Annotated in this window: 12 protein-coding genes and 1 other RNA gene; 7 read left to right on the top strand and 6 right to left on the bottom strand. The window is 70.5% G+C overall.

Annotated features, from left to right (window positions below; all coding sequences use genetic code 11):
* The first annotated feature begins 181 nt into the window (after positions 1–181).
* The 4 genes from panB (at position 182) to LCL87_RS13245 (ending at position 3,497) form a co-directional block, all read left to right on the top strand.
* Positions 182–1,021 (top strand): 3-methyl-2-oxobutanoate hydroxymethyltransferase, encoded by an 840-nt coding sequence (gene panB / locus LCL87_RS13260; RefSeq protein ID WP_225020294.1) that lies wholly within the window; start codon positions 182–184, stop codon positions 1,019–1,021.
* Positions 1,022–1,143: 122 nt separating this feature from the next.
* On the top strand, positions 1,144–1,593 hold the full coding sequence (locus LCL87_RS13255; RefSeq protein WP_225020293.1) for a hypothetical protein: 450 nt from the start codon (positions 1,144–1,146) through the stop codon (positions 1,591–1,593).
* 3 nt (positions 1,594–1,596) lie between these two features.
* Positions 1,597–2,553, top strand: a complete 957-nt coding sequence (gene pip, locus LCL87_RS13250) for a prolyl aminopeptidase (RefSeq protein WP_225020291.1) — start codon at positions 1,597–1,599, stop codon at positions 2,551–2,553.
* 44 nt (positions 2,554–2,597) lie between these two features.
* Positions 2,598–3,497: a CHAD domain-containing protein gene (locus LCL87_RS13245; RefSeq protein WP_225020289.1), complete on the top strand. Its 900-nt coding sequence runs from the start codon at positions 2,598–2,600 to the stop codon at positions 3,495–3,497.
* Positions 3,498–3,499: 2 nt separating this feature from the next.
* Here the strand turns inward: LCL87_RS13245 and LCL87_RS13240 are convergent, their stop codons facing one another.
* From LCL87_RS13240 to rnpB, 3 genes are all read right to left on the bottom strand, one after another.
* A complete protein-coding gene (locus LCL87_RS13240) occupies positions 3,500–4,900 on the bottom strand; it encodes an RNB domain-containing ribonuclease (protein WP_225020299.1) in 1,401 nt (466 codons plus the stop codon).
* Positions 4,901–4,932: 32 nt separating this feature from the next.
* Positions 4,933–5,118 carry a hypothetical protein gene (locus LCL87_RS13235; protein WP_225020288.1) on the bottom strand — a complete coding sequence of 62 codons (186 nt, stop codon included), beginning with the start codon at positions 5,116–5,118 and terminating at the stop codon, positions 4,933–4,935.
* A 374-nt stretch (positions 5,119–5,492) separates the two neighbouring features.
* An RNA gene (gene rnpB, locus LCL87_RS13230) (RNase P RNA component class A) lies at positions 5,493–5,919 on the bottom strand.
* A gap of 76 nt (positions 5,920–5,995) precedes the next feature.
* On the opposite strand from rnpB, the gene LCL87_RS13225 reads away from it, so the two are divergent.
* Both LCL87_RS13225 and LCL87_RS13220 read left to right on the top strand, forming a co-directional pair.
* Positions 5,996–6,523 carry a DUF1697 domain-containing protein gene (locus LCL87_RS13225; RefSeq protein ID WP_225020286.1) on the top strand — a complete coding sequence of 176 codons (528 nt, stop codon included), beginning with the start codon at positions 5,996–5,998 and terminating at the stop codon, positions 6,521–6,523.
* Entirely contained in the window at positions 6,520–7,767 is a 1,248-nt protein-coding gene (locus LCL87_RS13220; protein WP_225020284.1) for an SLC13 family permease, read from the top strand. Before LCL87_RS13225 ends, LCL87_RS13220 begins: the two co-directional genes overlap by 4 nt.
* A gap of 6 nt (positions 7,768–7,773) precedes the next feature.
* Here the strand turns inward: LCL87_RS13220 and LCL87_RS13215 are convergent, their stop codons facing one another.
* Positions 7,774–9,156 carry a dicarboxylate/amino acid:cation symporter gene (locus LCL87_RS13215; protein ID WP_225020298.1) on the bottom strand — a complete coding sequence of 461 codons (1,383 nt, stop codon included), beginning with the start codon at positions 9,154–9,156 and terminating at the stop codon, positions 7,774–7,776.
* Positions 9,157–9,469: 313 nt separating this feature from the next.
* On the opposite strand from LCL87_RS13215, the gene LCL87_RS13210 reads away from it, so the two are divergent.
* Complete coding sequence (locus LCL87_RS13210; protein ID WP_225020282.1) at positions 9,470–9,925, top strand: DUF4383 domain-containing protein; 456 nt, start codon at positions 9,470–9,472, stop codon at positions 9,923–9,925.
* On the opposite strand, the gene LCL87_RS13205 is transcribed toward LCL87_RS13210, so the two are convergent.
* Both LCL87_RS13205 and LCL87_RS13200 read right to left on the bottom strand, forming a co-directional pair.
* Positions 9,903–11,036: a bifunctional RNase H/acid phosphatase gene (locus LCL87_RS13205; RefSeq protein WP_225020280.1), complete on the bottom strand. Its 1,134-nt coding sequence runs from the start codon at positions 11,034–11,036 to the stop codon at positions 9,903–9,905. The two genes, LCL87_RS13210 and LCL87_RS13205, sit on opposite strands and share 23 nt — an antisense overlap.
* Positions 11,033–11,770 (bottom strand): CT398-like coiled coil hairpin domain-containing protein, encoded by a 738-nt coding sequence (locus LCL87_RS13200; RefSeq protein ID WP_225020278.1) that lies wholly within the window; start codon positions 11,768–11,770, stop codon positions 11,033–11,035. Before LCL87_RS13200 ends, LCL87_RS13205 begins: the two co-directional genes overlap by 4 nt.
* Positions 11,771–11,888 lie beyond the last annotated feature (118 nt).

Below are 11,888 nucleotides of genomic sequence, written 5' to 3'. Positions count from 1 at the left end.
GCACTTGTCGCGACCGGGCGCGGCGACCCGTCGCGACAAGTGCGCAAAACGCAGAAGTGAGGTGTGACGAACGGCACCGAAACAGCTCTACGTGGCCCCGCGACGCGGTGGCAGACTGAGACCGTCAGCATCCCACCCGGGGACCCGCACAGGCGGGCCTCGAGGCCAGAAAGGGACAACGATGTCCGAAAACGCTGTCTACGGTTCCGCCGCTCCCGCGGCACCCAAGCGCAAGACCCGCATCCATCACCTGCAGGCGATGAAGGCCGAGGGCACCCGCTGGGCCGAGCTCACCGCATACGACTACTCGAGCGCCCGGCTGTTCGAGGAGGCCGGCATCCCGGTGCTCCTCGTGGGCGACTCCGCCGCGAACGTCGTCTACGGCTACGACACCACGGTGCCGGTCACGATCGACGAGATGCTCCCGCTCGTGCGCGGCGTCGTGCGCGGTGCACCGCACGCCCTCGTGATCGCCGACCTGCCGTTCGGCACGTACGAGGCCTCCCCGCAGCAGGCACTCGAGACCGCCTTCCGCTTCATGAAGGAAGGCCAGGCGCACGCCGTCAAGCTCGAGGGCGGCGAGCGCGTGGCCCCGCAGATCGCGGCGCTCACCGCGGCCGGCATCCCCGTGCAGGCCCACATCGGTTTCACCCCGCAGTCCGTGAACAGCCTGGGCGGCTTCCGCGTGCAGGGCCGCGGCGACGGCGCCGAGCAGCTCGTCGCCGACGCCATCGCGGTGCAGGAGGCCGGCGCATTCTCCGTCGTCATGGAGATGGTGCCCGCCGACATCGCCGGCCAGGTGACCCGCAAGCTGACGATCCCGACCGTCGGCATCGGCGCGGGCAACGAATGCGACGCCCAGGTGCTGGTGTGGCAGGACATGGCCGGCTTCACCAGCGGCAAGACCGCGAAGTTCGTCAAGCGTTTCGGCGAGGTCGGCACCGCGCTGCGCGACGCCGCGGCCGCCTACGCGTCCGAGGTGGAGTCCGGGGCGTTCCCCGCCGCCGAGCACAGCTTCTGACGCGTCCGGCAGCACGAACGACGGGAAGGTCGGCCGACGAGATCGGACGACCTTCCCGTTTTTTGGCACACTCGACGTTCCGGACTGCGCAGCAGCTCCCCGATCAGAACCGAGGTGCATCCATGACCGCACGCCGAGGACGCCTCGCGGCGACCGTCGCCGCGACCGCCGCACTCGCCGCATTCGTCGGCGGCTGCAGCACCGGCGAATCCCCGACGCCCGGCAACAGCGCGCAGACCTCGGCCCTGACGTCGGCGCCGAAACCGTCGTCGACGGCCGGCGGCGAGACCGGCACGGCGACCGGCGTCACCGACGCCCAGGCCGCGCAGCTGTGCTCGGACATCGAGGGGCAGCTGCAGAACTGGCGCACCTACACCCCGACCATCGGCAAGGGCGGGCTCAACACCGTGGTGATCTCGTGGGCCACCGCGAACGGCGTCGACCTCCTGAAGCTCGCCGGCGACCGCGCGCAGATCGACACCATCACCACCGCACAGTGCCCGCAGGTGCGCGACGGCGCGCTGTACGCGCTCGAGATCCCGAACCTCGCATCCGCGCTGATCGGCTTCTGAGCCGTGCGGACACCGTATCCCCCGATCTCGCCGCACCAGACGGGGTTCCTGTCGGTCGGCGACGGGCAGCTCCTCTACTGGGAGGTGAGCGGGAACCCGGACGGCAAGCCCGTCGTCTTCCTGCACGGCGGTCCCGGCGGCGGCACCGATCCGGCGCACCGCGGATTCTTCGATCCCGCGGCCTACCGGATCGTGCTGTTCGACCAGCGCGGCTGCGGTCGGTCGACGCCACACGTCGCCGACGGCGCGGACCTGTCGGTGAACACCACCGACCACCTCGTCGCCGACATCGAGGCGCTCCGTGAGCATCTCGGCGTCGACCGCTGGCAGGTGTTCGGCGGCTCGTGGGGGTCGACGCTGGCGCTGACGTACGCGCAGCGGTTCCCCGACCGGGTCACCGAGCTGGTGCTGCGGGGCATCTTCCTGCTCCGCCGCAGCGAGATCGACTGGTACTACAACGGCGGCGCCGGGAACCTGTTCCCCGAGCGGTGGGAGCAGTTCCTCGCCCCCGTTCCGCCCGGGCAGCGCTCCGGCGACCTGGTCGAGGCCTATCACGGGCTGCTGCACTCCGACGATCCCGACGTGGCGCTGCGGGCCGCGATCGCGTGGTCCAGCTGGGAGGGCGCGACCAGCACGCTGCTGCCCCGGCCCGACCGGGTCGACGAGACGTCCGAGCCGCGATTCGCGTTGGCGTTCGCCCGGATCGAGAACCACTACTTCCGCAACGCGGGCTTCATCGACGAGGCCCAGTTGCTGCGCGACGCCGATGCGCTGGCCTCGATCCCGGGTGTGATCGTCCAGGGCCGGTACGACGTCGTGTGCCCCGCCACCAGCGCGTGGGAACTGCACCGCGCCTGGCCCGGATCCGAGCTGCACATCGTCGACGACGCCGGCCACGCCGCCGCCGAGCCGGGCATCACCCATCACCTGATCGAGGCCACGGACCGCTTCCGCGCGTGACGGTTTCGGTCGACGCGCACGGTCCGCGCTGGTAGACCTGAAGCGTGGCCGCACGCAAGCACGGGTCCGGCGATTCGGTGCCCGAGGTGATCGTTCCCGCGGCGCGGGGACACTACGAGCGACTGGTCTCGCTCGCCGCCGACGTGCGCGCGGACGCCGACGACTCGGTGCACCAGATGCGGGTGTCCACGCGCCGGCTCCGCAGCCTGCTCGGCTCCTACCGGCATGCGTTCCCGCCCGAGGCGACCCGAACCGCGCGGGCCGAACTGCGCTGGCTGGGATCGGTTCTCGGGAAGGCCCGCGACGCGGAGGTGCTCGCGGACCGGTTCTCGACCCTCATCGACACGCAGCCGGGCGATCTGGTGGTCGGGTCCGTGCACCAGCGGCTCGTCGGGACGCAGCAGGACCTGTACCGCGCGGCCCACGCGCACGTGGTCGAGGTCCTCGCCGAACCGCGGTACGCGGCACTGTGCGCACTGCTCGACGAGGTCACGTCCGGCGAGCACGCGGTCCCGACGGACCTGACGCTGCGCGGCGGACTCGAGAAGGCGTACCGCCAGCTCCGCAAGGCCGCGAGGAAGGTCCACAGGCTCGTCGACGAGGACGGCGCCGACGTCGGACCGGCACTGCACCGGGTTCGCAAGCGGGCCAAGAAGCTCCGCTACGCTGCCGAGGCCGTCGCCGTGGCCGAACCGTCTGCGGCCGATCTCGGCAGCACTGCGAAATCCCTGCAGACGCTGTTGGGCGACCATCAGGACGGCGTTCTCGCCCGGGCGTGGATCATCGACACGGTCGTGCAGGCCCGTGAGGACGACGAGGACACCTTCACCTACGGCCTGCTGTATGCCACCGAGGAGCAGCGAGCCGGCCGCGCGGTGGACGCGCTGCCGCGGCACGTCAAGGCGATTCGACGGGCCCACCGGCATCTGCAACCGGGGCACTGACCTCAGGCGGGGAAGGTGAACTGCACGGACCGGCCCACGACGTCGGCCTGCGTCAGCCGAACCTTCACCTCGTCGCCCTCGGCCGGATCCCCCGTGCACTTGGCGATCACCGAGACGGCCGGCACGAACACCTCCGCGCCACGCTTGCCGTTCGCGGACCGCAGCACGGTCGCGTCGAACACCTCCCCGATCCGTCCCGCGAGCAGGGTGGCCTCGGTGAGATCCACGCACGCCTTGTCGACCCGGTTCGCCCGCGAGTCCGACGTCCGCATCAGCGCCGGCAGCGAAGGGAGCGCGGCCCGCACCCAGTCCGGTACCGCCACTCCCGCCGAGACGGCCAGGCACACCTCGGCGGCGAACCGGTCGGACAGTCGGCGCAGCGGCGCCGTCACGTGCGCGTACGGGCCGCCGATCCCGGAGTGCCCCACCACGTCGGGGATCTCACCGTCGAACGCGACGTAGTCGGCCCCGCGCAGCAGTGTCGTCGCCTCGGTCATCAGGACGAGGGACGCGGCGGTGTTCGGATCGAGGCCGGCCAGGACGGCACCGACCCCGGCACCGTCCGTCCACGGCACCCCGAGGGCGCCCGCGGTGCGGCGCATCGACTCGACGGCTCCCGGCGCGGCCGCCGGCATCGTCCGGAGCAGGCCGACGCCCGCGTCGAGCATCATTCGGGCCGCGCACATTCCGGTCAGGAGGGACACCTCGGCGTTCCAGTCGTCGGCCTCGGTGCGCGGTTCGATCTCCACCCGCCAGCCGTCGCCGTCGGCGACGACACGCTGCTCGGGCAGACGCAGTTCGATGGCGCCCCGATCGAGCGCGGCCGCCGCCCGCAACCGGCCGAACTCCGGCAGCGCGGCGATGGACGGGTGCAGCGTGCCGGACTCGGAGTCGGCCTGCACCGTGGCGTAGTCGAAGCGCGCGACCGAACGGACGAGCGCCCGCACGACGCTCGCCTCGACCGGGTGGGCGTCGTGGTCGAGTTCGATCCGCCACAGCGCGGCCGGCCGGGTCGTGTCCGGCAGCAGACTCGCGGACCCCTCCGACAGCGGCCGCGGATGCAGCGGCACCGAACCGTCGGGCAGGTAGACGGTCTGGCCGCGGTCCCGGGCGGCCAGGTCCAGGGCGCCGCCCGGCCGGACCACCGCGCCGACGTCGGCGATCGCGTAGTGCAGGACGAACCCGCTCGCGGTGCGCTCGAGATGCAGCGCCTGGTCCAGATCCATAGAACCCGGCGGGTCGATCGTCACCAACGGCAGCGCCGTCCGGACCGCGCGCTCGCCGAGCCAGGCGTCCTCGGCGGCCGCCACCTCGGCGAGTACGGTCGCGGAGAACTCCTCCTCGAGCGCGAATTCGGCTCGGACCGAGCGGAAGTCGACGCCACGGGCGGTCACCCGGGCCATGCCGACGGACCGGGGTGTCCGAGGGGTGTCGGTCAGGCGTTCCACTCGTCGTCCGCGTCGTCCGCGGCCTTGTTCCGTTCGGCCGCGGTCTGCAGCGCCCGCTCGGCGCTCTCCCGGTCCGGATACGGCCCCATCCGATCGAAGACGTTGGCCGCCTTGCCCTGGGTCACCGATCCGTCGCTGAGGCTGAAGTACCACTGCTTGTCGTCGTCGCTCATTCCCTCAGTGTGCCTCGCGAGGCGCACCGCCACCACGCCATCCGTGATCGGCGCGTGAGGGGGACATGGCTTCGTGGCGAAGTCCCGGACGTAGGTCTGTGACAATCCGACGCCGACTGCTAATCTCTGCGCGTACCGCGCATTTTGGCCGACGCCTCGCGTCACCCCAGTTTCGACGCGCTGGCGTCACAGATCGGAGCCCCGCATGTCCTACATCATCTTCGACACGCTTCTTCCCTACCTCGGCCAGGCCGGCGCCGAGTACTGGGCCAAGCTGCTCATGATCAACCCGATCGGTGGCCACTTCCAGTAGGACAGACAACGAGAAAGGCCCCCGGTATGTACCGGGGGCCTTTCTCGTATCGGCGTGTGGGCGGACGAGTTGGCGTGTAAGCCGGATCCTGTCCCCGCCGCTTGCGCGCCGGGTAGCGACCATCCATCTGGGCACACCGTTGCCGGGTACCTCGAGCGGTCCACCCGCAGGCTCGGGCGAGCAGCCCTCGAACACCTGCGCAGCCGCACCGTCGTCCCGGAGGACATCGGTGCGGCCTTCGACCTTGCTCCGGGCGGGGTTTACCTAGCCGCCCCGGTCACCCGGGGCGCTGGTGCGCTCTTACCGCACCTTTTCACCCTCACCGACGCCTGAGCGCCGGCGGTCTGTTTTCTGTGGCACTGTCCCGCGAGTCACCTCGGGTTGCCGTTAGCAACCGCCCTGCTCTGTGGAGTCCGGACTTTCCTCGGCCCCGGGCCTGACACCGCGACGATGTCGGTTCCCGTAGCCGCGGCCGCCCAGCCAACTCGTCCGCACGACAAGACTACTGGGTGCGGTCGCCGTGTCCGAACCCGCGGTGTCGGTGCCCCGCACTATCGTCGCGCCATGACGCGTTACGTGGCACTTCTGCGAGGAATCAACGTCGGCGGTATCAACATCAAGATGGCCGACCTGCGCCAGGTCTTCGTCGACCTCGAATTCGACGACGTGAAGACGGTCCTCGCGTCGGGCAACGTGCTGTTCTCCTCGGACTCGACGGACGTCGCGGGTCTGAAAGCGACCATCGAGGCCGCGCTCCGGAAGGCCTTCGGGTACGAGGCGTGGGTGTTCGTGCTCGACACCGCCACGGTGGCGAGCATCGTCGAGTCGTATCCGTTCGATCCCGAGCGCGAGGGCTGGCATCCGTACGTGATGTTCACGGCGGACCCGTCGGTGCTGGGCGGGTTGCTCGAAGCCAAGGAGACGCTGGACCCGGACGTCGAACGGATCGCGGCCGGGGACGGCGTCCTGTACTGGGAGGTCGAGCGCGGGATGACACTGAAGAGCAGCTTCGGCAAGAACACCGGCAAGCCGAAACTCAAGGCGGTCACCACCACCCGGAACCTGCGCACACTGGTGAAGCTCCTGAAGTGAACGCGCTCCCGATCGCGGCGGTCGTGCTCGTGGCCGCGGTGCTGGTCTTCGCGATCGTGCGCCCGCGGGGCCTCCCCGAGATCGTCGTGGCGGCCCCCGCCGCTGTGCTGGCGGTCGGGATCGGCGTCGTGACGCCGGCGCAGGCGTGGTCGGAGATCACCGCGTTGGCTCCGACGGTCGGGTTCCTCGCGGCGATCCTCGTCCTCGCGCACCTGGCGGACGCGGCGGGCGTCTTCGCCTGGGTGGCCGGGATCCTCACGCGCGACGGCACACGCGGTCCCGGGCGGCTGCTCGCGGCGGTGTTCGCGGTCGCGGCGGTCACGACCGCAGTCCTCAGCCTCGACGCGACGGTGGTGCTGCTGACGCCCGTCGTGATCCGTGCGGCCCGCTCACTCGGCCTGTCGGCCCGGCCGCACGCGTACGCCACCGCCCACCTGTCGAATTCGGCGTCGACGCTGCTGCCGGTGTCGAACCTGACGAACCTGATCGCGTTCTCCGCGACCGGACTGACGTTCGTTCACTTCACGGCGGTGATGGCACTGCCCTGGGTGGTGACGATCGCCCTTGAATGGGCGGTGTTCCGGATCTTCTTCCGCTCCGACCTGGCCACGCCGGATACGACGGCCGCACCGACTCCCCCGCCCGAGGTCGGCCCCGCGCCGGTCGCGACGCTGGCGGTGCTGGCTGCGACGCTGCTCGGCTTCACGGTCGGTGGCCTGGTCGGGATCGCTCCCGGCTGGGTGGCCGCGGCGGGCGCACTGGTGCTGGCGGTCCCCGCGCTGCGGGACGGCCGCACGACGCCGCGGCGCATGCTGTTCGCGGCGGACCTGTGGTTCTGCGCGTTCGTGCTCGCACTCGGCGTCGTGGTCGCCGGGGTCGCATCCGGCCCCATCGGAGACTGGATCGGTGCTCTGCTGCCCGACGACGCCGGCCTAGCGGAGATGCTCACGGTGGCGCTCGTCGCGGCGGTCGCGGCGAATCTGCTCAACAATCTGCCGGCGACGCTGCTGCTGCTCGCGGCGCTCGGGCCGTCGGCGCCCACCGGGTTGGTGCTGGCGCTGCTGATCGGGGTGAACCTCGGCCCCAACCTCACCTATGTCGGTTCGCTCGCGACCATGCTGTGGCGCCGCGTCGCGGCGGCCGCCGGGTGCCGGCCCGAGCTCGGCACGTTCACCAAGCTCGGGCTGGCGACCACGCCCCTCACCGTCGTCGCTGCGACGACGGTGCTGTGGCTGGTCCTGTGACCGGGATCAGCGGGCCGGTTCGAGCGATTCGTCGGCGAACGGATCGCCCTGACGCGGCGCGTTGTACAGCTCCTCGTCCAGGATGCCCTCCCGCTTGGCGACGATCGTCGGGACCAGCGCCTGGCCGGTGACGTTGAGCGCGGTGCGACCCATGTCGACGATCGGCTCGACGGCGAGCAGCAGACCGACACCGGCCAGCGGCAGGCCCAGCGTCGACAGCGTCAGGGTGAGCATGACGGTGGCACCGGTGGTGCCGGCGGTGGCGGCCGAACCGATCACCGACACCACGACGATGAGCAGGTAGTCGGTGACGCTCAGGTCGATGCCGTAGAACTGCGCGACGAAGATCGCCGCGATTGCCGGGTACACGGCCGCGCAGCCATCCATCTTGGTGGTCGCGCCGAGCGGCACCGCGAACGACGCGTACTCGCGCGGCACACCGAGGTTGCGTTCGGTGACCCGCTCGGTGAGCGGCAGCGTGCCGATCGAGGAGCGGGAGACGAAACCGAGCTGCGTGGCCGGCCACACTCCGGAGTAGAAGTTCTTCACCGACAGTCCGTGCACGCGGATGAGGATCGGGTACACGACGAAGAACACGATCGCCAGGCCGATGTACACCGCGATGGTGAACACGCCGAGCTGACCGATCGCGTCCCAGCCGTACGTGGCGACGGCCTTGGCGATCAGGGCCGCGGTGCCGATCGGGGCGAGGCGGATGATCCACCACAGCACCTTCTGCACGATCGCGAGAAGTGCGGCGTTGAAGTTCAGGAACGGCTCGGCCTTCTCGCCGACCTTGAGGGCGGCGATGCCGATCGCGATCGCGACGACGAGCAGCTGCAGCACGTTGAAGCTCAGCGACGTGGTCGCCGAGAACCCTGACGCGGCGTCACCGGCGACGGTGGTCTTGGCGCCGAGGCCGAGGAAGTTCTGCGGCACCAGACCGGTGAGGAATGCCCACCACGAGCCGCCGGTCTTGGGCTCGGTCGCCTTGGTGGCGTCGACCGTGGTGTTGGCGCCGGGCTGCGTGATCAGGCCGACGACGATGCCGACCAGCACCGCGATGAACGCCGTGATCGCGAACCACAGCAGCGTCTGCACCGCGAGCCGGGCGGCATTCGCGACGTTGCGCAGATTCGCGATGGAACTGACGATCGCGGTGAAGATCAGCGGAATCACGGCGACGGTGAGCAGCGCAACGTAGCTCGAGCCGATCGTCTTGACGGTACCGACCAGCCAGTTCTCGTGGCCGTCGGCGGCGTCGGGCATGGCACGGGCGATCAGTCCGATGACGACGCCGAGGATCAGACCGGCGACGATCTGCGGGCCGAACGAGGTTGCCCATTTGGGCAGGGCGCGCCGAGGCGCGTCGAGGGTGGGGGCCGACATGAGGGCCTTTCGGGTGGAGATGTGGAGACGGCGGCACGCGACGACGCGCGCGACCGAAGAGGGACGCACGGCAGGCTCGGGGAAATCGAGCCGATCCGGGACTCGAGGGGTCGACCGGATGTCAGTGGCGACAGACCGCGCTCGCCTGCAGACAGTTGTCGACATAACGGCGACAGGTCAGCATGGCGTTCACAGCGGACGAGGTTACGCCTGCCGTCCATCCGTAATCCAATCGGATGCCCACCGGGTGGGAGTACAGGGAGAATGGGTAGCCGGGAGTCGAGCAACCATGTGGCCACCGGAGGTGGAATCGATGGACGAGCCCGAAGGCCTCGCCCGGACGACGACCCAACTCGCCACGACCGTCGTCGCGGCCGGCCTGATCGCGATCGGACTGCTCGGTTTCGTTCCGGGTGTCACGTCCGGCGTCGACGACATCGCGTGGGCCGGCCCCGGAACGGGCGCCCGCATGCTGGGTCTGATGGAGGTGTCGGTCCTGCACAACGTCGCGCACATCACCAGTGGGGTCATCGGGCTGGCGATGTCGCGCAAGCTGGCCACCGCGGAGATGTTCCTCATCGCCAGCGGCCTGGTCTCGGTCATGTTGGCCGTGTACGGACTGGTGATCCAGCCCGAGACGGCGTCGAACTTCATGTCGATCAACTACGCCTCGAGCTGGCTCCACCTCGTCGCCGGCGTCGTGCTGGTGTTCCTCGGTGTCGTGCTGCCGCGGCACGACGACGGTCCTACAAGTGCGACGTATCGTTGACCAGCCGGACCGACGAGCCGCCGTCCGGGTAGAACTCGGCGATGCTCAGCGACGCCAGATCCAGGTGCAACCGGAACAGCAGTGACGGCCCGACGTCGAGCGCCAGCTGTAGCAGCGTCTTGATCGGCGTCACGTGGGTCACGACCAGGATGTTGGCGCCCGCGTACGACGCCGTCAGGTCGTCCCGGGCCGCCTCGATCCGCGCCCGGACCTCGTCGAAGCTCTCGCCCTCCGGCGGGCGCACCGAGGTGTCCGAAAGCCAGCGGGTGTGCAGCTCGGGGTCGCGCTGCTGGGCTTCGGTGAACGTCAGCCCCTCCCACTTACCGAAGTCGGTCTCGGTCAGGCCGTCGTGGACGGTGACCGGCAGACCGAGCGCGTCGGCCGCGGCGGCGGCGGTCTCGCGGGCCCGGCCGAGCGGCGACGACACCACCGCGGCGATCGCACCCTTGTCGGCGAGACGCTGCGCCGCCGACTGCGCCTGAGCGCGCCCGAACGCGGTGAGCGGCGGGTTGCCTCGGCCCGAGTAGCGACGTTCGACGGACAGTTCGGTCTGGCCGTGCCGCAGCAGCAGCATGCGCGTGGGCGCGCCCATGGCGCCGGTCCAGCCGGGCGACGCCGTGGCGGCCGTCTCGGTGGCCGGTTCGGGCGCAGTCTCGGGTTCGGGTGCCGCGTCGGCCCCAGCGAACCCGGACGTCATGGCGTCCTCGCCGTCCATCGCCTCGTTGGCGAGGCGGTCGGCGTGCGAGTTCTCGGCCCGCGGGATCCACGTGTAGCTCACGTGCGCGAACCCGTCGGCCACGTCCCGCGCGCGCTGCGCGAGCGGAATCATGTCCGGGTGCTTGATCTTCCAGCGCCCCGACATCTGCTCGACCACGAGCTTGGAGTCCATCCGAACGTCCACCTCGTGCGCGCCGAGGTCCCGGGCGGCGGTCAGCCCCGCGATCAGTCCGCGGTACTCGGCGACATTGTTGGTGGCCACGCCGAGGAACTCGCGCCGTTCGGCGAGCACCCGGCCGCGGGCGGCGTCGAACACCACGGCGCCGTAGCCCGCCGGGCCGGGATTGCCGCGCGATCCGCCGTCGGCCTCGACGACGACCCGGTCAGAAGTCACAGACCGGATTCCTTGGTGCGCACCATGATTGCGCTGCACTCGGGGCACCGGACGACGACATCGGCGGGGGTCGCGGCGATGCGGGCCAGCTCGCCGCGGTCGATCTCGATGCGGCACGCGCCGCAGCGGCGGGCCTGCAGCAGCGCCGCACCGACACCGCGCTCGCTGCGCTGCTTCTCGTAGATCGCGAGGAGGTCGTCGGGGAACAGCCCGACCAGACCGGAGCGGTCGGTGTCGCAGCGTTCCTGGGCCTTGTCGAGATCGGCGACGGCGTCGTCGCGGCGGCGCTCGGCGTCGATCAGTTCGTCCTCGACCTGGGTCAGGCGCGCGCCCGCGTGGTCGTGGTCGGCCTGCGATGCCTCGCGGCGCTCCATCACCTCGAGCAGCTCGTCCTCGAGGACGCTCTGCCGACGCTCCAGGCTGCCGAGCTCGTGCTGCAGCTCGGACAGCTGCTTCGGGGCCAGCGTGCCACCCTCGAGCAGCTTGCGGTCCCGCGTCTCGCGCTGACGGACCGCGTCGACCTCACCCTCGAGCTTCTTGATGTCGCGGTCCAGATCGTCGAGCACGATCTCCACGGACACGGCAGCGTCCTTGCGAGAGAGTCGCTCGGCCTCGAGCCGCTCAACTTCCTGCTGCTCGGGCAGCGAGGAGCGACGGTGCGCGAGCCGTGCCAGCTCGGTGTCGACACCGGCGAGCTGGAGAAGCTTGGACTGCACTGAGGGATCGACGTTCACGCGTGGAAGCTCCTGCTGTGTTCTTGTTGGTCACGGTTCTCGATCGGGCCGAGATCAGGTGTCAACCGTACCCCCGACGGCGCGGTGCACCGACCACATCGGGCACCCCGCCGCGGCA

The sequence above is a fragment of the Prescottella equi genome, assembly GCF_020171745.1.
Taxonomy (GTDB): domain Bacteria; phylum Actinomycetota; class Actinomycetes; order Mycobacteriales; family Mycobacteriaceae; genus Prescottella; species Prescottella equi_A.
The sequence above is the reverse complement of the archived record's forward strand: the minus strand, read 5'-3'. Positions and strand labels throughout refer to the sequence as shown.

Bases quoted from the DNA above. Each gene is read 5' to 3' on its own strand.
- LCL87_RS13240 (WP_225020299.1), bottom strand. From the start codon at position 4,900: ATGGCCCGGGTGACCGCCCGTGGCGTCGACTTCCGCTCGGTCCGAGCC.
- LCL87_RS13255 (WP_225020293.1), top strand. From the start codon at position 1,144: ATGACCGCACGCCGAGGACGCCTCGCGGCGACCGTCGCCGCGACCGCC.
- LCL87_RS13215 (WP_225020298.1), bottom strand. From the start codon at position 9,156: ATGTCGGCCCCCACCCTCGACGCGCCTCGGCGCGCCCTGCCCAAATGG.
- LCL87_RS13225 (WP_225020286.1), top strand. From the start codon at position 5,996: ATGACGCGTTACGTGGCACTTCTGCGAGGAATCAACGTCGGCGGTATC.
- LCL87_RS13235 (WP_225020288.1), bottom strand. From the start codon at position 5,118: ATGAGCGACGACGACAAGCAGTGGTACTTCAGCCTCAGCGACGGATCG.
- LCL87_RS13210 (WP_225020282.1), top strand. From the start codon at position 9,470: ATGGACGAGCCCGAAGGCCTCGCCCGGACGACGACCCAACTCGCCACG.
- panB (WP_225020294.1), top strand. From the start codon at position 182: ATGTCCGAAAACGCTGTCTACGGTTCCGCCGCTCCCGCGGCACCCAAG.